This is a genomic window from Acinetobacter sp. ACNIH2 (assembly GCF_002934965.1).
Taxonomy (GTDB): domain Bacteria; phylum Pseudomonadota; class Gammaproteobacteria; order Pseudomonadales; family Moraxellaceae; genus Acinetobacter; species Acinetobacter tandoii.
On record NZ_CP026412.1, the window covers coordinates 2851369 to 2874150 of the forward strand.

The 22782-nt window shown below is 39.2% G+C and carries 19 protein-coding genes; 12 read left to right on the forward strand and 7 right to left on the reverse strand.

All coding sequences use genetic code 11. The annotated features are described in order from the left end of the window. The first annotated feature begins 12 nt into the window (after positions 1–12). The 6 genes from C3F34_RS13480 to C3F34_RS13505 all read left to right on the forward strand — a co-directional run bounded on the left by C3F34_RS13480 (position 13) and on the right by C3F34_RS13505 (position 11443). Entirely contained in the window at positions 13–3273 is a 3261-nt protein-coding gene (locus tag C3F34_RS13480) for a type I restriction endonuclease subunit R (protein ID WP_104441833.1), read from the forward strand. A gap of 29 nt (positions 3274–3302) precedes the next feature. Next, positions 3303–5459, forward strand: coding sequence for an McrB family protein (locus C3F34_RS13485; RefSeq protein ID WP_104441834.1), 2157 nt, complete (start codon positions 3303–3305; stop codon positions 5457–5459). A 12-nt stretch (positions 5460–5471) separates the two neighbouring features. Next, a complete protein-coding gene (locus C3F34_RS13490) occupies positions 5472–6776 on the forward strand; it encodes an McrC family protein (protein ID WP_104441835.1) in 1305 nt (434 codons plus the stop codon). Between the two features lie 127 nt (positions 6777–6903). Then, a protein-coding gene (locus tag C3F34_RS13495; protein ID WP_104440995.1) for an IS3 family transposase occupies positions 6904–7979 on the forward strand; the annotation gives its coding sequence in 2 pieces (ribosomal slippage) (positions 6904–7156 and positions 7156–7979; 1077 coding nt in all). 1079 nt (positions 7980–9058) lie between these two features. Further along, positions 9059–10381: an NCS2 family permease gene (locus C3F34_RS13500; protein WP_104441836.1), complete on the forward strand. Its 1323-nt coding sequence runs from the start codon at positions 9059–9061 to the stop codon at positions 10379–10381. Positions 10382–10444: 63 nt separating this feature from the next. After that, positions 10445–11443 carry an adenosine deaminase gene (locus tag C3F34_RS13505; RefSeq protein ID WP_044738520.1) on the forward strand — a complete coding sequence of 333 codons (999 nt, stop codon included), beginning with the start codon at positions 10445–10447 and terminating at the stop codon, positions 11441–11443. A 54-nt stretch (positions 11444–11497) separates the two neighbouring features. Here the strand turns inward: C3F34_RS13505 and C3F34_RS13510 are convergent, their stop codons facing one another. After that, a complete protein-coding gene (locus tag C3F34_RS13510) occupies positions 11498–12052 on the reverse strand; it encodes a cytochrome b (protein ID WP_044738519.1) in 555 nt (184 codons plus the stop codon). Between the two features lie 228 nt (positions 12053–12280). Here C3F34_RS13510 and C3F34_RS13515 point away from each other — a divergent pair, with 228 nt between their 5' ends. The 3 genes from C3F34_RS13515 (at position 12281) to rnhB (ending at position 13790) form a co-directional block, all read left to right on the forward strand. Next, the gene (locus C3F34_RS13515) at positions 12281–12658 is read left to right on the forward strand and encodes a hypothetical protein (RefSeq protein ID WP_044738518.1); all 378 of its coding nucleotides are present in this window, start codon (positions 12281–12283) and stop codon (positions 12656–12658) included. 127 nt (positions 12659–12785) lie between these two features. Then, a complete protein-coding gene (locus tag C3F34_RS13520; RefSeq protein ID WP_228155303.1) occupies positions 12786–13151 on the forward strand; it encodes a hypothetical protein in 366 nt (121 codons plus the stop codon). A gap of 66 nt (positions 13152–13217) precedes the next feature. Further along, on the forward strand, positions 13218–13790 hold the full coding sequence (gene rnhB / locus C3F34_RS13525; protein ID WP_044738516.1) for a ribonuclease HII: 573 nt from the start codon (positions 13218–13220) through the stop codon (positions 13788–13790). Between the two features lie 55 nt (positions 13791–13845). Here rnhB and csrA read toward each other — a convergent pair whose 3' ends face one another. The 3 genes from csrA to alaS all read right to left on the reverse strand — a co-directional run bounded on the left by csrA (position 13846) and on the right by alaS (position 18382). After that, complete coding sequence (gene csrA / locus C3F34_RS13530; protein ID WP_016166582.1) at positions 13846–14100, reverse strand: carbon storage regulator CsrA; 255 nt, start codon at positions 14098–14100, stop codon at positions 13846–13848. Positions 14101–14342: 242 nt separating this feature from the next. Beyond that, positions 14343–15623: an aspartate kinase gene (locus tag C3F34_RS13535; protein WP_016166581.1), complete on the reverse strand. Its 1281-nt coding sequence runs from the start codon at positions 15621–15623 to the stop codon at positions 14343–14345. A 65-nt stretch (positions 15624–15688) separates the two neighbouring features. Then, complete coding sequence (gene alaS, locus C3F34_RS13540; protein ID WP_171284972.1) at positions 15689–18382, reverse strand: alanine--tRNA ligase; 2694 nt, start codon at positions 18380–18382, stop codon at positions 15689–15691. Between the two features lie 396 nt (positions 18383–18778). On the opposite strand from alaS, the gene C3F34_RS13545 reads away from it, so the two are divergent. Further along, the gene (locus tag C3F34_RS13545; protein WP_104441838.1) at positions 18779–19801 is read left to right on the forward strand and encodes a type I glyceraldehyde-3-phosphate dehydrogenase; all 1023 of its coding nucleotides are present in this window, start codon (positions 18779–18781) and stop codon (positions 19799–19801) included. 46 nt (positions 19802–19847) lie between these two features. On the opposite strand, the gene C3F34_RS13550 is transcribed toward C3F34_RS13545, so the two are convergent. Beyond that, positions 19848–20366, reverse strand: coding sequence for a hypothetical protein (locus C3F34_RS13550; RefSeq protein WP_044738513.1), 519 nt, complete (start codon positions 20364–20366; stop codon positions 19848–19850). A 262-nt stretch (positions 20367–20628) separates the two neighbouring features. On the opposite strand from C3F34_RS13550, the gene C3F34_RS13555 reads away from it, so the two are divergent. Beyond that, positions 20629–20934 carry a hypothetical protein gene (locus C3F34_RS13555; protein ID WP_026441095.1) on the forward strand — a complete coding sequence of 102 codons (306 nt, stop codon included), beginning with the start codon at positions 20629–20631 and terminating at the stop codon, positions 20932–20934. Positions 20935–20959: 25 nt separating this feature from the next. On the opposite strand, the gene C3F34_RS13560 is transcribed toward C3F34_RS13555, so the two are convergent. Beyond that, positions 20960–21259, reverse strand: coding sequence for an AzlD family protein (locus tag C3F34_RS13560; RefSeq protein WP_016166576.1), 300 nt, complete (start codon positions 21257–21259; stop codon positions 20960–20962). Beyond that, on the reverse strand, positions 21256–22008 hold the full coding sequence (locus tag C3F34_RS13565) for an AzlC family ABC transporter permease (RefSeq protein ID WP_104441839.1): 753 nt from the start codon (positions 22006–22008) through the stop codon (positions 21256–21258). Before C3F34_RS13565 ends, C3F34_RS13560 begins: the two co-directional genes overlap by 4 nt. Before the next feature lie 141 nt (positions 22009–22149). Here C3F34_RS13565 and C3F34_RS13570 point away from each other — a divergent pair, with 141 nt between their 5' ends. Beyond that, on the forward strand, positions 22150–22602 hold the full coding sequence (locus tag C3F34_RS13570; protein ID WP_016166574.1) for an Lrp/AsnC family transcriptional regulator: 453 nt from the start codon (positions 22150–22152) through the stop codon (positions 22600–22602). The last annotated feature ends 180 nt before the right edge of the window (positions 22603–22782 follow it).

The window sequence follows — 22782 nt, forward strand, 5'->3', positions numbered from 1 at the left end:
GCGGCGGAAACAATGAGATCGGATGTAACTTTAGAAACGATTTTTCAACAAGACATTATTACGCAAATGCAAAGCCACGGTTGGCAGGTCGGTTCACCGCAAGGCTACAATCGTGAAAAAGCATTATACGAACAAGACGTTTTAAGCTTTGTACAAACTACACAAGCCAAAGAATGGCAGAAGTTTCAAAATATCTTCCCGAATGACACGGAACGCCATTTTTTAGAAACTGTGGTAGCACAGCTTAAAAAAGCCGACATCAATGCCACAGATATTGAATCACGGAGTTATGGCACCTTGGGTGTATTGCGTCATGGACTTAAAACCCGTGGCACCCGTTTTTCATTTTGCCAGTTTAAACCTGAACACGGCTTAAACCCTGAACTGAATGCGAACTACCAACAGAACATTTGCCGTGTGGTGCCTGAACTGGTGTATAGCCCATACGCCACCCAAGCAGAACTCGAAGCGACAGGTAAACAAGCCAAAAAATGGCGTATCGACTTGGTGCTGTTTATTAATGGATTTCCTGTGGCAACCATGGAACTCAAATCTGAGTTCAAGCAAGCTGTGCAAAATGCCATGACGCAGTATAAAAAAACGCGTCTACCCAAAGACCCTGAAACCAATAAGCCTGAACCGCTACTCAGCTTTAAACGTGGGGCATTGGTACATTTTGCGGTGAGTCAGTATGAAGTGTATATGGCAACCCATCTCAATGGGGACAGTACCTATTTTCTACCATTTAACAAAGGCACTAAAGAACAAGGTGCAGGCAATGATGTTCCTAAAGATGTGAATGAATACGCCACAGGTTATCTGTGGAATGAAGTACTGACCCCAGACAGCTTGTTGAATATCGTGGGGAACTTCATTCATTTACAGATTGAAGAAAAAGAAGATTGGGAAGGGCGGAAATATAAAAAAGAAAGCCTGATTTTCCCACGTTACCACCAGTGGAAAGTGGTGAGCAAACTGGTTGAAGATTCTTTAAAAGAAGGCACAGGGCAAAAATATCTGATTCAGCACAGTGCAGGTTCAGGCAAGTCCAACTCGATTGCATGGACGGCGCATCAACTGTCCAGCCTGTATGATGCCAACAATCACAAAATGTTTGACTCAGTGATTGTGGTGACGGATCGAACCATTTTGGATGCCCAGCTACAAGACACCATTTACCAGTTTGAACATGCCGATGGTGTAGTTGGACGCATCAACAATAAAGAAGGTGATGGCTCCAAGTCGGAGAAATTGGCAAAAGCTTTAGAGATGGCACAGCCGATTATTATTGTGACCATTCAAACTTTCCCGTTTGTACTCCGTGCGATTGAGAACAGTACCAGCTTAAAAGAACGTAAATACGCCGTGATTGCCGATGAAGCGCATTCATCACAAAGTGGCTCTACCGCACGACAGCTGAAAGAAACCTTGATGCTGGAAGAGCGTGACGAAGATGATCAGCTCAGCTCTGAAGATGTACTCGATGCAGTGATGGCATCGCGTAAAGGCAGTCAGAATTTAAGTTTCTATGCCTTTACTGCTACGCCAAAGGATAAAACCTTACAACTGTTTGGACGCTTGCCGAATCCAGAGCTACCGCCATCCAAGAGCAATAAACCTGAAGCCTATCATGTCTATTCCATGCGCCAAGCGATTGAGGAAGGCTTTATTTTGGATGTGCTGAAGAACTACACCAACTATAAAGTCATCTATAAGCTCAAGCAGAAAATTGAAGAAAAAGACGATCAGGTCGATGCCAAGAGAGCCAAAGTTAAACTTAATCAATGGGTACGCTTGCATGACCACAATATCTCGCAAAAAGTTCGTGTGATCATTGAGCACTTTAAAAAGAACATTATGGGCTTATTGAATGGTCAGGCAAAGGCCATGGTGGTCACCAGTTCACGTAAAGAAGCAGTACGCTATAAACAAGCCTTTGATAAATACATCACTGAACAGAAATATACTCACATCCAAGCCATGGTGGCATTCTCTGGAGAAGTGGAGTTCACCGCGAATGATGCGGACAGCAGTCATTTGCTTGGACAGAAATTTACTGAAAGCAATATGAACCCGAACTTGAAAGGACGTGAAATGCGTAAGGCATTTGACAGTGATGACTTTCAGGTGATGATCGTGGCGAATAAGTTCCAGACAGGTTTCGATCAACCCAAACTGTGTGCCATGTACGTGGATAAAAAGCTGGGTGGGGTCGAGTGTGTGCAGACCTTATCGCGTTTAAACCGTACCTATCCAGGTAAAGCGGAATCAGGCACCTTTGTCCTCGATTTCTTTAATGAACCACAAGATATTTTGGATGCCTTCCAACCGTATTACCAAACGGCAGAATTGGCCGATGTGTCGAATCCAGATCAGATCTATGATCTGTTTGAGAAGCTGAAAGCGGCTCGGATTTTCTTATGGAATGAAGTAGAACAGTTTGTCGAAGCGTTTTATAGCAAGAACAAATCCAACGCTGCACTCGCCAATATCTGTAAACCTGCATTACAACGCTGGCAGCAACGTTATAGTGCTGCGGTAAATGATTACGATGTGACTAAGAACCGTTTAGAGCGCTGCAAACAGACTGGAGATGCGGTGCTGATTGCCAATGCGGAGAATGAGTTTGCTGAGGCGAAAAAGGCACGTGATGCCTTAGAAATCTTCAAGAAGGATTTAGGCAGCTTTACCCGTTTCTATGAGTTCATGTCCCAGATTGTCGAGTATGACGATAAAGAGCTAGAGAAACTTAGCTTATTTGCACGTAACTTACGTCCATTACTGCGTGAACAAGTTGCTGATGAAGGTGAGATTGACTTGAGTAATGTGGCGATGAGTCATTACCGTCTGTCTAAGCTACGCCAGCAAGATATTCAGCTTAAAGCCGATAGTACCGAGCATAAGCTGGAACCCGCGAATGACATGGGGACTGCCAAGGCGAAGGATAAAAAGGAAGACTTTTTATCGGTGATTTTAGGTCGTGTGAATGAATTGTTCATTACCGATAAGCTGACAGATCAAGACATGATTAATTATGTTCATACGGTGGCAGATAAGATGTCTGAAAACACGCGCATGATGAAGCAGATTCAGAACAATACGCGTGAACAAGCGATGCTAGGTGAGTTTGACAGTGCTTTAGATGACGCCGTGCTAGACAGCAATGCTGCACACATGGAGCAAATGACGCAGTTGATGAGTGATCCTGCCAAGATGAGGCAGTTTGCGCACATTATTTATGATGTGTTGGTGAATAAACCTAAGACAATTTAAAAAAGTTAAAGTAAAAGGTTATCGTAAGAATGGAACTAGAAGCGTTTAAGCAAAAATTTAATTTGCCCCGTATTAATGATTATGTAGCACTTTTATCGGAACCACAGAAGAATTGGTTTTGGGAACAATTGACTGAAATAAAGCAAGTTTTCCCAGACTTGGATATCTACCATGCTGGAGCCTCTAAGTATGGGTATTTAGGATTTGGTAAAAAAAGAATCCAAGCGAAGAAAGTAGAAGATTTTTTATTTGTACTTCATTTAGAGAAAAATGGAGATTTTATACTGTATATAACAGATCAAACATATAGATTAATACCCGTAGATGAAGATGTATTACCACAAGGTTATGATAAATCTATACCAGAAGAATTAAATTTAAGAGATTGGCTAAATAAGGTAAAGAAAATCACGGAAGAGTTAGACTTAGAATATTCTGGCGAGGGTTTATTCCCTATAGATTATGAAATAGAAGATTTTTTTACGACATTAGAAGCATATGATTTTTTAAGTAGAAAGTATAAGAAAACTAAAGATGAAACTAAGAAAATAGTTGGATTTAGAAATAAATCAAATAGAGAAATGGCTTTGATTTTAGATAATTCTAGGCCCACTTTTTTTATAGGTGTTGATCCAGAAAATAATCAATTATTTAAGTTTAAGTTTGTTGATAATAACTCGAAAATATTTGGCAGATATGATGAGGATGAAGGACGACATAGTGGATTGAAGTCTCATGCTCCGAGTCTAGATAAGGGTAATAAGGCTTATTATATTGAGATAAATAGTTTAGTGGATTTAGAAAAATTTTGTGATTGGTATGAGTTGGATACAAAAAAAATGTTAATAGATAGTAATGAAATTGAAGAAAAGATGATGCAAGACAAAAAAAGATTACAACCATTGAATCGTATTTTATTTGGTGCAGCTGGTACAGGTAAAACATTTAATACTATCAATCATGCACTTTCGATCATTGAGAATAAATCATTAGAAGAATTGGGAACAGAGACTCGTGGAGAGCTAAAAAAGCGCTTTGATTTTTATAAAGAAAATGATCAAATCAAGTTTGTAACTTTTCATCAAAGCTTTAGTTACGAAGACTTTGTTGAAGGGATTCGAGCTGAAAGTGATGAAGATGGTAACTTAAATTATTTGGTAAAAGATGGTGTTTTTAAAGAAATTAGTATTGATGCTCAAATCGAAGTTGATGCAAAAAAAATAGCAGGGAATGTACCAACTGACTTTAGTATTAATAGTGCAATTGATCAATTAATTGAGAGGGCAAAGCAAACGGAACAAGTCTTTTATACAAAGCGTAAAGCAGAAATTAAAGTGACAAGTAACTCGTCAGGCACTCTTTTTGCTTTGAATTCTCAAGAGACAACTATCACATTATCAATAAGACACATTAAGAATTATTTAAAGACTCAACAAGATAATATTGTTGATAACAAAGCCTATGAATGGGCTATAGCAAAATCATTGCGTTCAGAAGTTGAATATGAAAAGACCAAGCCCGATTCTAAGCCTTATGTGCTAATCATTGATGAAATTAACCGTGGGAACATATCTCGTATTTTTGGTGAACTCATTACTTTAATTGAAGACTCAAAACGTGCAGGCGCGGATGAAGAATTATCTGTTACTTTGCCCTATTCAAAGCAAGAATTTACTGTACCAAATAATGTTTACATTATTGGCACGATGAATAGTTCTGACCGTTCATTAACAGGCTTAGATATCGCATTACGTCGCCGTTTTACTTTTATTGAAATGCCACCTCAACCAAAATTATTGGAAGGTGTAAATGTTTATGGTATTGATATCGAACGACTATTAACGGTTATTAATCAGCGAATCGAAGCCTTGCTTGATCGTGATCATTGCATTGGTCATGCCAACTTTATGAGTTTGAAAAAACAGCCAACCCTTGAAAACTTAGCCCATATTTTTAAACAAAAAATCATTCCACAACTACAGGAATATTTCTTTGACGACTGGGCAAAGATAAATTTAGTTTTGAATGGAAATGGAATGCTTCATTCAAAACCTATAGAAAAATCAGCAATATTTCCGAATGTAGATTCTGAGGAGTTGGGTTACTTTGAAGATAAGAAAGCTTGGGAGCTGGTGCCAACTTCATTTGATAACATAGAAAGTTTTGCCAAGATTATTCAACACTAATAGGGGATATTTATGTCTGATCTGATTACAGTCAGAGAATATGCATATATTAGTGTTGCTTATGCTGGGTGCCCTGAATCATCGATAGATCATGCTTATATCTCTGCACCCGCATTTGATCATTTATGTGAACTATCTGCATCATTTTCAAAACACGGCGCTAAAATATTTGAATTGGCTGGGCGTAGAAAGCTTAAGCTTGATCAATATGTAGGAATTATTGAAACCAAGTGTGGTACTCGCATTGAAATCCTGCCAAAACATATCGAAAATGCTGTTGGTGAATCCATAGAAAGCGTGGTTGAAAAAGAACGTGAGCTTTTGAAAAAGATGCTCCGAGTATCTTTGCATTTACCCTATCGAGATGCAGGTGAAGCGAATCTAAGCCGATTTAAACAACCGATACATGAGTGGATCATAGAACAGTTTCTCTGTAATTTTGAGAAGCTCATTCAACGGGGATTACGCTTTGATTACAACCGTGTTCAGGAAGAGCAAAAATATTTAAGAGGGCAGTTGCAGCATGTAAAACATATGCGGCAACCGCCAGCAAAAAAGCATATCTTCCCGATAGAACATGATGTTTATGAAGTTAATCGACCTGAGAACAGATTGATTAAAACTGCATTAGATGTTGTGTGTAAAAAAACAAGAAGTTCTAAAAATTGGAAGCTTGCTCAAGAACTTCGTTTAATGACTGGAGAAATTCCGAAGAGCCAAAATATCACTCAAGATTTTAAGCAGTGGCAGTCAGGGCGCTTACTTGCCCTGTATATTGATATAAAGCCTTGGACTGAGTTGATTTTGAGCGAATACATGCCCGTGTCTGCTCAAGGTGATTGGCGTGGGATGAGCTTGTTATTTCCTATGGAAAAGCTTTTTGAGCATTATGTTGCTTACCATTTACGCCGTGAATTAAAAGATTGGGATGTAAGCACACAAGTATCGAGTCAGCATATTTGTCTACATGAAGATAAGCCAATCTTCAGACTCCGTCCTGATATTCATATTCAGCATAAGCAAAAGAATCTGAAAATTGTTTTAGATACTAAATGGAAGCTATTAGATCAACATAATCGAGGCGGACGATTCGGCTTTAAAGATGGTGATATCCAGCAGATGTTCGCTTATAGCCATTATTATTTAGAACATGCGAGCGAGGTTATTTTAATTTACCCTCATCTGGCCAATAAATTTGATGATGAGCTTCGTTTTAAATTTAATGTGCAAAGTGATAAAGCTCTTTTGCGGGCGATACCATTTCATCTAGATGAGCCAAAGAATGTGCTAGAGTATCTATCAGGCTATCAGGTTTGAACTAGTATAAGAATTTTGATGGCTATTCAGTAACTTAATTTAGATTGGAAAGTAAGGGTAATCCCCCCTAAAAATAATAGGACTTAAAAGTAGAATTTTCTCTTAAGATACAAGCAGGAGATTCTGCATGAAAACATCTAAATTTACTGACAGCCAGATCATGTCCATCTTGAAGCAAGCGGAGTCTGGCACACCTGTTGCGGCCCTTTGTCGTGAACATGGTATGAGTAATGCAACCTTCTATAAATGGCGTGCTAAATATGGCGGCATGGATACATCTTTGATGGCACGGCTGAAAGAGTTGGAAACAGAAAATACCAGACTGAAAAAAATGTATGCTGAAGAGCGATTAAAAGCAGAAATTATTCAGGAAGCGATGTCAAAAAAGTGGTAAAGCCATCTTGTCGACGTCAGATGGCTCAACAGGCAGTGGCCCAACATGCTGTTAGTATCCGTTTAGCTTGCACTGCATTTGGCATAAGTGAAACCTGCTACCGTTATCAGGCTAGACTCAGTGATGACAATGTGCTCATTGCAGAACGGCTCATTGAACTCACTGAGGAAAATACCGATTGGGGCTTTGGTCTATGCTTCTCGTATTTACGGCATGTTGAGAGTCACTGCTGGAATCACAAGCGGGTTTATCGCATTTACTGTGAGTTGGCACTGAATCTGCGTATTAAACCGAGAAGAAGACTAAAACGACATGTGCCTGAACCACTGAAAGAGCCAATACGTGCAAATCAGGTTTGGTCACTGGATTTTATGCATGATCAACTTTCCGATGGTCGCAAGTTTCGATTATTGAATGTGATTGATGATTACCGCCGCGAAGGCCTAGCCATTGAAGCAGGGTTCTCATTGCCCACAATTAGGGTCATTCGTACGTTGAATCAATTGCTGGAGTGGAGAGAAAAACCGTTAGTGATCCGATGTGATAATGGCCCCGAGTTTATCAGTCACGAATTTGTGCGCTGGGCTACTGAGCACGGTATTCGTATTGAATATATTCAACCGGGTAAGCCACAGCAGAATGCGTATATTGAACGATATAATCGGACTATACGTTATAGTTGGCTGAGCAAGCATTTGTTTGATACGTTAGAAGAAGTTCAGGATTACGCAACTGATTGGCTGTGGCATTACAATCATGAAAGACCACACCAAGCTAACAAAGGAAGGCCACCTCTAATGGCTGCTTAACCTCTACTTTTAACTTCGGTTATTTATGGGAGGATTACCAATGGCTGCTTAACCTCTACTTTTAACTTCGGTTATTTATGGGAGGATTACCTTCGGATAAGTTCGAAATTGACACATAATCAAACAGAATGTGCTTAAGTGAATTAAATTTCTTCTTTGGGTGGAGGCGACTCAATTCGTTGAGTGGGTGTTTAGTGAATAATATATGAAGATCTATCGTCAGATTTTTATGAGAAAAATTTGAAAGGACTTATTTGAAGAATTTTATTTCTAAGTTGTTGAATAATAATGAATAAATTGGTTTTCATTAATGGTTATAATTTTGTAGTTAGAAGTTGCTGGTGCAATAGATTATGTATGAATGTAGTAAGTTGTAAGATTATTTATAAGTCATTGAAAAATATAATTTTTAAATGAGTCAGCTCTATTTGCTTTAAACAAAGTGAACTAGAAAAAAATATAGTGTATATTTTACCAATAATTAAAAAATTTATTTTATTATAATGAAAAAGTTCCTTATACCTGTGTTTCTATTGATGGTCTGTATCTTAGGATTGAGTGTATATTACGAATCTGAGAACAGGCAGAAGCAAGAAATTGATCGTTTGATAAACGAAGCACATAGCTCACTCCAAAAAATTGAAGCTGATGCTCAATCAAAAAATATTTTGAGGAAAAAAGATCAATAGCAGTACGAATTTATTTTTGTAATTAAAGATTTAAATTTACTCGTATCTCATTTTTTAAGGCTTAGTCGCTGCCGTGCATAAATTCTAGAAACAACGTGAAAATCAATATGTTATAATCCACGCCGAATTTAAAGAAATGTTTATGTTTTTTATTTAAGCTATTGATTTATAAAGTATAAGTGTTAAGGCTGCATAATATATGCAGCTTTTTTCGTTTACTTGAAAAGGAAGCCTTATGTTTGGCAATGACAGTTTCCTTGTTTAGCTTAAAAAAAAGCATTAGATATTTGGCATACCCATTGCTTTAAATTTCGAGAATCAAATGGCAAAAAGTTTATTTTTAGTCCAATTCGGAATTTTGGCATAATGTTTTTTTACAGGGGCTAGGTCATGACGACTCCTAATCCATCTTCAGAAAACGTACTTGAACGCTTATTTAAATTAAGCGAAAACAAGACGACTTTTCGTACTGAAGTTCTTGCAGGTGTAACCACTTTTTTAACCATGTGTTACATCATTATTGTTAATCCAATGATTTTATCCGAAACAGGGATGGATCATGGAGCTGTCTTTGTCGCAACATGTCTCGCAGCAGCGATTGGCTGTTTAGTGATGGGGATTATTGCGAACTATCCAATTGCTTTAGCACCTGGTATGGGTCTTAACGCCTACTTTACCTATTCTGTTTGTATGGGGATGGGTGTGCCGTGGCAAACTGCTTTGGCAGCAGTATTCGTTTCTGGTTTGGTTTTTATTGCCATTAGCATGTTTAAAATCCGTGAAGCGATTGTCAATGCAATTCCAATGTCACTTAAGTTTGCAATTGGCGGTGGTATTGGTTTGTTCCTCGCACTAATTGCGTTAAAGAACTCAGGCATTATTGTTGATAATCCAGCAACATTGGTTGGTTTAGGTGATCTTAAGCAACCGACCGTATTGTTGACGTTGTTTGGATTTTTAATGATTGTGGTACTACACCATTTTAAAGTGCGCGGTTCGATTATTATCAGTATTTTAGTGCTGACTGCAATTTCTACCGTGATGGGGCTAAGCGAATTCAAAGGTGTTGTAGGCGAAATTCCTTCAATTGCACCAACATTCTTACAGATGGATTTTGAAGGCTTATTTACCGCGAGTCTAGTGGGCGTCATTTTTGTCTTCTTCTTGGTGGACTTATTTGACTCAACAGGTACTTTAGTAGGGGTCGCGCATCGTGCTGGCTTACTGCAAGATGGTAAATTACCTCGTTTGAAAAAAGCATTATTTGCTGACTCAACAGCTATTGTTGCAGGTGCTGCACTAGGTACATCATCAACCACGCCTTATATTGAGTCTTCAGCAGGTGTCGCAGCAGGTGGTCGTACAGGTCTTACAGCTGTTGTGGTTGGTGTTTTATTTATCTTGTGTTTGTTTTTAGCCCCATTAGCACAATCTGTACCTAGCTTTGCAACAGCTCCTGCATTGTTATTTGTGGGTGTGTTGATGATTCAGGGGATTACCCATATTGAATGGGATGATATTACTGAAGCTGTACCTGCATTCCTAACGATCGTATTTATGCCATTTTCATACTCAATTGCAGATGGTATTGCGATGGGCTTTATTAGCTATGCGTTAATTAAATTATGTACTGGCAAGGCTTCAACTGTTCCTTATATGGTTTGGATTGTTGCAGTGCTTTGGGCAATTAAATTTGCATTTTTTGGTGGTTAATACCCACACCAATGTTAAGGGTGTAAACAAGTTTACACCCTTTTTCTTTTTTAAGGATAAGGTATGAATCAACTTGAGCTCATCCGTGCTTTACCAAAAGCAGAATTACACGTTCATATTGAAGGGACTTTTGAGCCTGAACTGATGTTTGCAATTGCACAACGTAATCAGATTGAAATTCCTTATAAATCAGTTGAAGAAGTCAAGCAAGCCTATAATTTTCATAACCTGCAATCCTTCCTAGATATTTATTATGCGGGTGCAAACGTACTGGTGCATGAGCAGGATTTCTATGATTTGGCTTGGGCATATTTCGAAAAGTGTCATGAAGATCGTGTCATGCATACGGAAATGTTCTTTGATCCGCAAACACATACCGATCGTGGTGTTGCATTTGAAACCGTAATTAATGGTTTACAGCGTGCTTGTGATGATGCTCAAACAAAATATGGTATTAGTTCACATTTAATCATGTGTTTCTTGCGCCATTTAAGTGAAGAAGCTGCATTTGACACATTGGCACAAGCGATGCCATTTAAAAATCAAATTATTGGTGTTGGGCTCGACTCTAGTGAAGTTGGACATCCACCTTCAAAATTTGAACGTGTCTTTGCCAAAGCACGTGAAGCAGGTTTCTTGGTCGTTGCACATGCGGGTGAAGAAGGTCCAGCAGAATATGTATGGGAAGCTTTAGACTTACTTAAAGTGAATCGTATTGATCATGGTGTACGTTCAGAAGAAGACCCTGCTTTAATGCAACGTTTAATTGCAGAGAAAATGCCGTTAACGGTTTGCCCACTCAGTAACTTAAAGCTGTGTGTAGTTGATGATATGGCAGAGCATAATATCCGCCGTTTATTGCAGCAGGGTGTGCATGTCACAGTGAATTCAGATGATCCATCATATTTTGGTGGTTATATGAATGACAATTTCATTGCGATTACAGAAGCATTATCTTTGTCGAATGATGAATTGAAAAAATTGGCTCAGAACTCTTTTGAAGCATCATTTATTAGTGATGCTGAAAAGCAAAAATGGATTACAGCAATCCAGAGCCTGTAATTCTTTTAATATAAAAAAACCGCACGAGATTGTGCGGTTTTTTATGATTAGGTTTTACTTGGGTTGGCGGGTCATACTTGTGAGCACACCATCTTTATCGATAAAGTGGTGTTTTAATGCAGCACCAATATGCCCTACAACCAATAAACCTGCTGCCCAAGATAGATAGATGTGTAACGGTTTTACAATTTCCAGTACATCATAGTTTTCTTCTAGAAGGCGAGGAATCTCAAACATATATAAAACAGGTGCAGGATGTCCTGCGCTCCAACTGAATAAACATCCCGTGATTGGTAAGGCAAGTAACATTAGGTATAGCGCTAAATGCCCAAGATGAGCCAATACCTTCATTGTTGGAGACATGCTGTCTGGCAGTGAAGGGGCTGGATGGGTATAGCGCCAGAAAATACGAATCATGACTAAGAAGACAATGGTCGTAGCAATGTTCTTGTGTAAGGTGATGACGTCACCTTTGAAACTTCCATCAGTCTCATAGCTTAAAAAGTTCCCACTATAGAAACCAATGATCCAAGCGACAATAAAAATAATCGCCATGATCCAGTGTAAGACCTGCGCGGTACGCGTGTAATAGGGGGATGTATTTTTCATAAAGTAGGAGTGAATAGGCTGAATAATTTTTATAATCTTACTGAAGTTAAAATTACAAAAAAATGCAAATTCTGCAACGATGCGTATATTTGTTGCAACGCTGATGCTATTTGATGGGTTTTGTTGCTAAATTGCACAACCAATTGATCATTAAGTCAATCAGGGCTTTTTATTTACTGGTGTTACGGCACAATAGCGCTACTTTAAATCAATCATCAAGGTAATATTGTGAAAAAAAGATTAGCTGCATTTGCGCCTGTTATTTTAGTTCTAACGGCTTGTGCTACAACAGAAACAGCAACAACTACGGCAGCGACAACCCAGCAAGTAGGGATGGCAGCGATCAAAATTGCAATCAATTCAAAATGTGTGACAGAATTAAATAATACGCCTGCTTGGAAAAAGTCTACACAGCTTATGACTGCTGAGCAAAAACAAAATATTCAAACGGATATTTGTGGTTGTGTGAGCGAAAAAGCACCACAAAATGTGACGACTGTAGATTTGGCGACTGCTGCTATAGACCCTGCAGCACGTGCAACGATAGTGAATAATGTTGTGGCGAAAACCATTCAAAGTTGTGTGAGTGAAGCGGTAAATAAATAATTTAAAAAGCTAGGAATCTCCTAGCTTTTTTATTGCAATACTTTTTGTGCTTTATCATATTTTATTTTATATTGTTCAGAACAATAAATGACCTATAAATCTATTTACGTAAAACAAAGGTTGAATAATGATGAAAAAATATAAGTTTTTAATGTGTTTAACTGGAGTATTAATGCTCTCTGCGTGCGTATCTTCACCATTATCTGGTTCAGAATCAGATGGTATTTCTGTGATTCGAATAGCGTCAAACCAAAAATGTATGAAGGAAATTGAGAGTAATCCTACTTGGATTGTAGGTAGTAAACTTTTATCTAAAGATCAAAAACAAAAGAAAAAACGTGAAGTATGTAAATGTGTGGGTGACAATGCACCGAAAATGTTCTCTAAAGAGCAATTGGCTTTAGCAGCAATAGATCCGAAGGCAAAAGATGCTTATTCTACATTGGCTGCAACAAAAACTTCTGCAACATGCACAGCTGAAATGTTAAAATAAGTATATTGAATATATGATTAATTCTAAGATGGCTGATTTTCCAGCCATTTTTTATGAGAGTAAGACATGCGAGTAGCGGGTGTAGATGAAGCAGGGCGTGGTCCTTTAGTTGGTTCGGTTGTGGCTGCAGCTGTCATTCTTGATCCGAATAATCCAATTGAAGGGTTAAATGATTCTAAGAAACTCACAGAGAAAAAGCGTGAGAAGTTATTTTTAGAGATTCAAGAAAAAGCATTGGCATGGGCAATTGCAGAAGCCAGTCATGAAGAAATTGATGACATCAATATTCTACAAGCATCCTTGTTGGCAATGCGCCGTGCAGTGGAGGCATTACAAATCACGCCAGAGCATGTCTTGGTGGATGGAAATAAGATTCCACAAGGTTTAAACATAAGTTGTGATGCTGTAGTTGGAGGGGATGCATTGCATGCAGAAATTTCTGCGGCCAGTATCTTGGCCAAAGTCACGCGTGATCGAGATATGGTGGCTTTAGATCAGAAATATCCACAGTACGGTTTTGCCAAGCACAAAGGTTATCCAACCAAAGCGCATTTTGAAGCTATTGCGATACACGGTGTTATTGCAGAACATCGCCGCAGTTATGCACCAGTAAAAAAAGCCTTGTCACAATTTGACTAGGCTATAAAAATTTAAAGCGGCTTAGAAAAGCCGCTTTAGGAGATAACGTTTAATTTTAACGATTAAAGTTATTCTGGGAGTAATTATCTTCTTCAAAAGAAGGCTGATAATCTTGATCGAGATGTTGCAGGTGTTCGTGCATCGCACGTTCATGTTGAATGCGTTGATAGATTTCTTCGCGATGAACTGATACTTCTTTTGGAGCATTTACGCCAATACGAACTTGGTTGCCTTTAACGCCAAGTACAGTAACACTGACTTGATCCCCAATCATTAATGTTTCTCCGACACGTCGGGTCAGAATCAGCATGTTTATCTCCTTGCAAAATGCTAAACCTGCATTGATTAAAAAGTTAAAAAAACACAACCTTCGTTATAAAGAAAATTTTAACAGAACTTATAAAGACAAATAGGTAGGTATTTATAGAATTCTGTTGAAATTTACTAAAACGCCTCTGGGCTAATATAACAGAGCCACTATAGAAAAAACTATAGTGGCTTTGTATTTTTATAGGATTTTAAAGAAATTGTCTTACAAAAGACAATTATCTTTTAAGCGCGTGCGCTTGACTCGCCATGTTCACGGTCTAGACCAAATGCAGTGTGTAAACAACGAACAGCAAGCTCTAAATAGTTTTCTTCAATAAGTACAGAAATTTTAATTTCTGATGTTGAAATCATTAAAATATTAATGCTTTCATCTGCCAATGCTGTGAACATTTTGCTCGCAACACCTGCATGTGAGCGCATACCAACACCAACGATTGAAACTTTAACGATATCATCACGAGTTACAACTTCACAGCCTTCAATGCTGCTGGCTGTTTGCTCTAAAATTGCCTTTGCTTTTGCCAAGTCAGTACGATTTACAGTAAAAGTAAAGTCTGTTGTACCATCTTCTTCTACGTTTTGGATAATCATATCCACTTCGATATTGGCATTGCTGATCGGCGATAAGATTTTAGATGCAATTCCTGGCTCATCAGGAACACCCAAAATAGTGAGTTTTGCTTCGTCACGGTTAAATGCAATACCTGCAATGATTGGTTGTTCCATATCGTCTTCTGCCTCAGTCGTAATTAGTGTGCCTACGTTTTGTTTGAAATCTTCATCAAATGCACCGTCATCATCATTATCAAAGCTTGATAATACGCGCAGTGGAACTTGATATTTACCTGCGAATTCAACAGAGCGGATTTGTAAAACTTTTGAGCCTAAAGATGCCATTTCTAGCATTTCTTCAAAAGAGATACGGTCAACTTTTTTCGCTTTCGGTGCAACACGTGGGTCAGTGGTGTAAACACCATCCACATCCGTATAGATTTGGCATTCATCTGCTTTTAGTGCAGCCGCTAAAGCCACCCCAGAAGTATCTGAACCACCGCGACCTAAAGTTGTGGTGTTGCCATCGGCATCAAAACCTTGGAAACCAGCAACGACAATGACACGACCTGCATCTAAGTGCTCAGTCATTACGTCAGTATCAATCGATTCAATACGAGCTTTGGTAAACGCGCTGTCCGTTTTAATACCAACTTGGCGACCAGTGAGTGACTTAGCTTCAACGCCAATTGAATTGAGCGCCATCGCTAACATGGAAATCGTTACCTGTTCACCCGTTGAGACCATTTGGTCAAGTTCACGTGGGTCAGGGGTGTCCGTAATGGCTTTCGCGAGAGCTAATAAGCGGTTTGTTTCACCACTCATTGCTGATACTACAACCACTACCTTGTGGCCGTGGTCATGCCAGCGCTTCACACGACGAGCAACATTTAAAATGCGCTCGGGGGTACCCATAGAAGTACCGCCATATTTTTGAACGATTAATGCCATAGTTGTTCCATATAAGCCATGACCCCGAAGTGCCAATCAGGGTCAGTTACACAAAAGGTGAAGTTTTATTTTGCTTCAAGCCAAGCAGTTAAATCTGCCATCACTTTTGCAAACTTCTCGTTTAGTGGCGCGCCACCTTGTGCCAAGTCAGGTTTACCACCACCTTTACCACCAAGCTCATTCGCCAAGTGTTTGATGATGTCACCCGCCTTTATAGAAGCAGTAAATTCTTTTGCTACAGATGCGATCAAGCTAACCTTGTCACCCTCTACACCTGCAAGAACGATTACTGCATTTTCTAATTTTGATTTCACACCGTCATGAAGGTTGCGAAGTGCTTTAGCATCCATACCTTGAACAGTTGTGATTAAAGTTGTGCGACCTGCAAGTGTTTGAACTTGGCTTAAAAGTTCCGCAGCTTGCAAGCTTGCTAATTTCTGATTGAGTTGTTCAATCTGTTTTTGCAATGCAGATGAAGTTTCAACAATTGCTTCAACTTTTTCTACAGTTTGATCTTTCTGAGCTTTCAATACACCATTGATATGCACAATATCTGCTTCAGCTTTTTGTACAACTTCTAAAGCTTTAGTACCTGTTACTGCTTCAATACGACGTACACCCGCAGCTACACCACCTTCAGAAGTGATTTTAAATAAGCCGATGTCGCCAGTACGTTGTACGTGAATGCCACCACATAGTTCAATCGAGAAGTTCTTCTCTTCAATAATTGAACCCATTGAAAGAACACGAACCTCATCGCCATACTTTTCACCAAACAACATCATCGCACCTTTGGCTTTTGCAGATTCGATGTCAAGAAGTTCAGTGCTAACAGCAGTATTTGCGATCACCTCAGCGTTGACCAAACGCTCAATTTCTTGAAGTTGTTCAAATGAAACTGGCTGATCGTTGGCGAAGTCAAAACGTAAAATATCACTAGCAACTAAAGAGCCTTTTTGCTGGACGTGTGAGCCTAGAATTTGGCGCAATGCAGCATGTAAAAGGTGAGTTGCAGAGTGATTACGCGCAGTTGCGGCACGAATATCCGCTTTTACAATGGCGTCAACAGTTTGTGATGCTTTTAGATGACCAACAGTCACGATGCCTTGATGGACAAATGCGCCGCCTGATTTTTTAGTATCTTGAACTTCAAAAATACCAGTTTCATTTTTGAAGATACCTGTATCACCAATCTGACCACCACTTTCAGCATAGAAAGGTGTTTGATTCAACACGATGAGGGCTTCATCACCTTCAACGACCTCATCAACTTGCTCACCATCTTTATACAAGGCAATAATTTGACCTTGTCCAGCAGTTGCATCGTATCCGTCGAATTGTGTTTCACCTTCAACTTTTACAACGCTGTTGTAGTCAATCGCGAATTTACCAGCATCACGTGCGCGTTGGCGCTGTGCAGCCATTTCAACTTCAAAGCCAGCTTCATCAATGGTTAAATCACGTTCACGTGCGATGTCAGCTGTTAGGTCAGTAGGGAAGCCGTAAGTGTCGTAAAGTTTGAAGACAACTTCACCTGGGATTACAGAACCTTTCAGTTGAGTCAATTCAACTTCAAGCAATTTCAAACCTTGCTCTAAGGTTTTAGCAAATTGCTCTTCTTCTTTCAGCAATTGTGCTTCAATACGAGCCTTTTGTGCTTCAAGTTCTGGATATGCAGCGCCCATCACTTCAATTAAAGGCTGCAACATTTTGTGGAAGAAAGAACCTGTTGCACCCAATTTGTTACCATGACGCACTGCACGACGGATGATACGACGAAGCACATAACCACGACCTTCATTTGAAGGGTTTACACCGTCTGCAATCAAGAAGCAGCAAGAACGAGCATGGTCAGCAACTACTTTAAGTGAAGCAGGGTACTGAACAGGCGTGCCTTTTTCTTTTGCTTCAGCTTCTAAGGCTGTTGTATCTAAACCAATAATTTCTGCCGCAGCTTTTAATAGGTGTTGGAATAAATCGATTTCGTAGTTTGAATTTACGTGTTGTAAAACAGCAGAAATACGTTCCAAGCCCATACCTGTATCAACAGAAGGTGCTGGAAGAGGGTGAAGCACGCCATCCGCAGTACGGTTAAACTGCATGAATACGTTGTTCCAGATTTCAATGAAACGGTCGCCATCTTCTTCAGGTGTGCCTGGTAAGCCACCCCAAATATGATCGCCATGGTCAAAGAAGATTTCAGAACAAGGACCACAAGGACCTGTATCACCCATTGCCCAGAAGTTATCTGATGCGTATTGGCCACCTTTGTTATCACCGATGCGAATAATGCGAGAAGCATCTAAACCAATTTCTTTGTTCCAGATGTCAAATGCCTCATCATCAGTGTGATAAACCGTGGCATACAGTTTGTCTTTTGGTAGTGCTAACCATTTATCGCCGGTCAGGAATTCCCATGCAAATTTGATGGCATCGCGTTTGAAATAATCACCAAAAGAGAAGTTACCTAACATTTCAAAGAATGTATGGTGACGTGCTGTATAACCGACGTTATCTAAGTCATTGTGTTTTCCGCCAGCACGGACACACTTTTGCGATGAAGTTGCACGAACATAATCACGTTTTTCAAGACCTAAAAAGCAGTCTTTAAATTGGTTCATACCAGCATTTGTAAATAATAATGTTGGGTCGTTGGCGGGTACTAGAGAACTCGACGCGACACGTGTATGCCCTTGCGATTCAAAATAGCTTAAAAAAGCTTCGCGAATTTCAGCTGATGTCATAAAACGAGTACTCACAACCAAGTCACTCCATAAATCTTGAATTTGGCTAAATGTATTGTTTATAGGTGGTTTTAGCACATTCTATAAAATACAGGCTTAATTTTTTAAAACGCCAAATTATAACGGAAAAAGCCCCATGCACAATCACTTTACTATGAATTAATGACAAAACTATGGAATTGTAAGTCATCCTTTAGTCTGTATTTATTTTATGTAAATAAACTTTTTAAGATTTTCTAAATTAAGTGAACACAGTAGAAGGGGGTGTTCAGGTTGAATTGGGTGGTATTTTTCGTCAAGGCTGTCATTTTTTTAATTTTATGCTGGATTTGCAAGAAAACATCTTGGCTAAAGTACAAAATCTATTAACATAAGGCAGCTTAAATTAAGGTTTCATACAAAGGAAAAGTCATGCAAAAAGTGGCGATTAATGGATTTGGTCGAATTGGTCGTAACGTTTTACGGGCTTGGTTCGAAAATCCTAAAGATTTCCATTTTGAGATTGTAGCAATTAATGATATTGCTGATGTTGAAACCTTAATTCACTTGTTTAAGTACGATACGACACATGGTCGCTTCAAGGGTAAAGTTGAACTTGAGCATGAAAACGAGCAAATTTATTTGCATATTCACGCAGGACTTGCCAGTCTAAAAGTTCAAGTTTTGTGTGAGGCTGAACCTGCCGATTTGCCTTGGCAGCAGTTAAATATTGATGTGGTATTGGAATGTACGGGTTTATTCCGTTCGCGTGAAGCGGCTACTCGTCATATTCAGGCAGGGGCAAAGCGTGTGATTATTGGCGCTGCGCCTTTTGATACGGTCGATGTGGCGATAGTTTATGGTGTAAATCATCATGAAGTGAAAGCTTCAGATCAAATTATTTCCAGTGTGTCTTGTACCACGCAGGCATTAGTACCTTTAGTTAAAATTATTGATGATGCTTTTGGGATTCAAACGGCATTAATGACCGAGATTCATGCGGTAACCGCTGATCAGTCGGTTTTGGATCATGCTCATCGAGATTTGCGTCGCGCCCGTGCATCTGGGCAAAATATTATTCCAACGACATCTTCGGCTTTAGGGGCATTAAAGCAAGTGATGCCGAAAATGGAAAACCGCATTGATGGTTATTCTATTCGTGTTCCAACTATTAATGTGGCTGCGATTGATTTGAGCTTTGTGTCGCAATCGCCAGTTACCGTACACAGACTGAACGAAGTGTTGATTGGTGCTGCAGAAAGTGATTATGCTGAAATTATGCAAGTGACCGATGAAGCATTAGTGTCTAGTGATTTTAACCATTCACCTTATTCACTGATTGTAGACTTAAGTCAGACTATGGTGGTGGGGCATCAGGCGAAAGTATTTGCTTGGTATGATAATGAATGGGGTTATGCCAACCGCTTACTAGATTTATGTGAGTCTTTTGTATAAGTCATCAAGCACCTTATTGGGTTCTGCAAATAAGGTGCTTTAGCTGTTATTCTTCTTCAGTTTCGTTCAAAAAGCCTTCTTGAATTTCTTTAGGCATATCTTGATGCCACCAAGTGTAGATTTCGGCTTTGATGTTGAGATCTTCATCTGGATCATTAAACGGTTCATCGTCCTCACGAACGAGCTCATCACCTTCAAATTTAAACCAGAACTCCCACGGGTCATCATCACCACAACCCCATGCTTGTACATGTAATGCAGGGACTAAGGCTTTTAAGAAAAACAGGATAGCTTCCATAATGTCATCGCCAGCCGAACCGTGGACAAAGTGCAGAATACTAAATCCCGCAAGTCGATAGACAGTTTCTGGTGCAAGGTCATACTCGATTTGATCCACTTGATCGATAAGTTCTTGTGCAAGTTCAGCACCATACTCAGGATTGATCGTGCTAGCCAATTGCACAAAAGTCACTGGGTTGTCTTGATGTTGTTGGAACAGATGGTCGAGTTGATCCATGATGACGCTATCAGGATGGTGATAGTAAAGATTGCTATGTAATTCCATAGTGATGATCTCAATAATCAGTTTTTTTCTAAAGTTGAATAATTGTTAGCGAATTGAATATATCGATTGATGTGCATTTCTGGAACAGAAAACATGTATCAAAATATCATTGATGTAGATTTGGTTGTCTTTCTTGATATAAATGACATACATGAGGAGTGAATATTTGAAAAATATCGAGTTTATCTTTTACTTTTTATAAAAAATTAGAGTCATCTGACATATTATAAAAGAAAGACATAATGACAATGAGAAACATATGATGATGTTAATCTGGGGATTTATCCTGCTATTGGCAGTTGCAGTTATTTTTCTGGTGTGGTTTCAGTTTAAACAGCAAGGTGAAAGTACAGGAGATATAGAGTATCAGCAACATCTTGAGCAGAAAGTGGTACATCTTGAAGAAAATTTAAAGAAAACGCTTGAAATTATGCAAGACCTTGCTAAAAAAATGCATGTACAACAAGAAGTAATTGATAAAACTGTAAAAAGAACGCATCAATTGGAATTGCAAAATGCTGAATTAGTTAGCTTATTGAGCAAATCAGTCGAGCAAACAAATCGCTAATGCTGAGTCAACTACGCCAATTTTTTTAAATCAAAATTTGGCGTAGTAATGCTGCACTTAACATACTAATGACCACAGTCGAAAGTAGCGGTAGCCGAGATGCTGCCAACAAAGTAATTACGATTGCAATTAAGTCTGCTGGGTTATCTTTGACAAAATAAGGTGCAATGACTGAAATCAGGACACAGCCTGGTACAACTTCTAAAATCCTTTTATGTTTGGCCGACAAGGTTTTATTTTTTAATAAAACATAGCCCAATAAACGGGTCAAATACGTGGTAAGGGCGATGAATAGAATCGCAATCAAAGTGCTGGCATGGATCATTCGTTTTCTCCTATTAAGAAAAATGCAGATGCGATGCCACTGATTGCACCTAAAGGGACATGCCAACCTGCGGGTAAATATAAATAGGCAATCGCGGCAACGACCAAACTGACTAACCAAGGTCGTGCTGCAGTAAAACCAGTCCACATTCCGCGCAATAAAACTAAAATAATGGCTGGGAATGCCATATCAAAACCATAAGGGTGAATATCGCCCAAAACTGGACCAAGAACAGCCCCTAGGGTGGTGACTGATACCCACATGACATATAACGCTAAGCAAACTCCTGCGTAGTAGGGCATATTAAATGCATGCCTTAGTCCAACTTGATGAATCCTTTTTTGTGCGTTGGATAATCCTAAGGCCCAACTTTCATCGCAAAGGAAAAAGAGTGCAGGGTAGACTTGATGGTCAGGTAAATGTCTTAAATAGGGGACGAGGCTTGCTCCCATAAGGAGATGTCGACTATTGATTAAAAAGGTGATGAACATCAGTAGTAGGAATTGCGGAGGGTTGGTCCACATTTCTAAGATGGCAAATTCTGACCCACCTGCAAAATTTAATCCTGTAAGCAGGGATACTTCTACAATGGAAAACCCTTTTTGTGCCGCTTGAGTACCCAGTACCAACGCCAAAGGAACAAAACCAAGCAACATGGGCAATGTTGTTTTAATGCCACGCAAAAACTCATCTTGGTTTTGACTGTTTAAAATCAACGAATGCGATGAGCTGCTTTTAAAAGTGGACATGGGGGAACCTCACAAAGTAGAAGGTTATTTTAAAAACTTTATGATGATATTTGACGCTAAAATAAGCGGTATTTGGGGTAAGTTGAGCATAAAATTGCTCTAAATTTAAAATATAAAGTATTTAATGCTAAAAGGGTGGATATGGATAAAATTGACCGGCGCATCTTGCAGACGCTACAGCAAGATGGAAAATTGGCGAATAATGAATTGGCGCAGCGAGTTGGTTTATCGGCTTCACCATGCTTGCGTCGCGTGAAGCAGCTAGAAGATGCTGGGATTATTGAAAAGTATGTGGCTTTGGTGAATCCACAGAAGGTAAATTTAGGCTTAACTGTATTTGCACGAATTTGGTTAAAAGGGCAAGATGCAAAAACGGTCAATCACTTTATTGATTCAGTCCGAGAAATTCCTGAAATCGTGGAATGCCAATTAATGGCAGGGGATTGTGACTTCTTTTTAAGAATTGTGGTGTCTGATTTAGATGCTTATCGAAAATTCCAAATTCAGCATTTAAATAAAATTACAGGTATTCAGAACGTAAAAACTGAAATTCCACTTCAGAGTATTAAACAGACAACTGAACTGCCTCTATAACTACAAGTGCATAGAAAGAAATCAATTTGTTGATAACAATCGTTGACTTAGTGTGTGATTGAATGATGCGAAATTTGTGCAGGGAATGGTATTAAATGTAAAAAATCTCAGTGCATGGTGTGAACTATCGTGCTAAACTAGGAGAAATCGGGTGTGCTCCCGATTTTTTTATGCGGATTA

Coding starts and splice junctions, on each gene's coding strand:
- C3F34_RS13480 (WP_104441833.1), top strand. CDS start 13: ATGAGATCGGATGTAACTTTAGAAACGATTTTTCAACAAGACATTATT.
- C3F34_RS13485 (WP_104441834.1), top strand. CDS start 3,303: ATGGAACTAGAAGCGTTTAAGCAAAAATTTAATTTGCCCCGTATTAAT.
- C3F34_RS13490 (WP_104441835.1), top strand. CDS start 5,472: ATGTCTGATCTGATTACAGTCAGAGAATATGCATATATTAGTGTTGCT.
- C3F34_RS13500 (WP_104441836.1), top strand. CDS start 9,059: ATGACGACTCCTAATCCATCTTCAGAAAACGTACTTGAACGCTTATTT.
- C3F34_RS13505 (WP_044738520.1), top strand. CDS start 10,445: ATGAATCAACTTGAGCTCATCCGTGCTTTACCAAAAGCAGAATTACAC.
- C3F34_RS13510 (WP_044738519.1), bottom strand. CDS start 12,052: ATGAAAAATACATCCCCCTATTACACGCGTACCGCGCAGGTCTTACAC.
- C3F34_RS13520 (WP_228155303.1), top strand. CDS start 12,786: ATGATGAAAAAATATAAGTTTTTAATGTGTTTAACTGGAGTATTAATG.
- rnhB (WP_044738516.1), top strand. CDS start 13,218: ATGCGAGTAGCGGGTGTAGATGAAGCAGGGCGTGGTCCTTTAGTTGGT.
- csrA (WP_016166582.1), bottom strand. CDS start 14,100: ATGCTGATTCTGACCCGACGTGTCGGAGAAACATTAATGATTGGGGAT.
- C3F34_RS13535 (WP_016166581.1), bottom strand. CDS start 15,623: ATGGCATTAATCGTTCAAAAATATGGCGGTACTTCTATGGGTACCCCC.
- C3F34_RS13545 (WP_104441838.1), top strand. CDS start 18,779: ATGCAAAAAGTGGCGATTAATGGATTTGGTCGAATTGGTCGTAACGTT.
- C3F34_RS13550 (WP_044738513.1), bottom strand. CDS start 20,366: ATGGAATTACATAGCAATCTTTACTATCACCATCCTGATAGCGTCATC.
- C3F34_RS13555 (WP_026441095.1), top strand. CDS start 20,629: ATGATGTTAATCTGGGGATTTATCCTGCTATTGGCAGTTGCAGTTATT.
- C3F34_RS13560 (WP_016166576.1), bottom strand. CDS start 21,259: ATGATCCATGCCAGCACTTTGATTGCGATTCTATTCATCGCCCTTACC.
- C3F34_RS13565 (WP_104441839.1), bottom strand. CDS start 22,008: ATGTCCACTTTTAAAAGCAGCTCATCGCATTCGTTGATTTTAAACAGT.
- C3F34_RS13570 (WP_016166574.1), top strand. CDS start 22,150: ATGGATAAAATTGACCGGCGCATCTTGCAGACGCTACAGCAAGATGGA.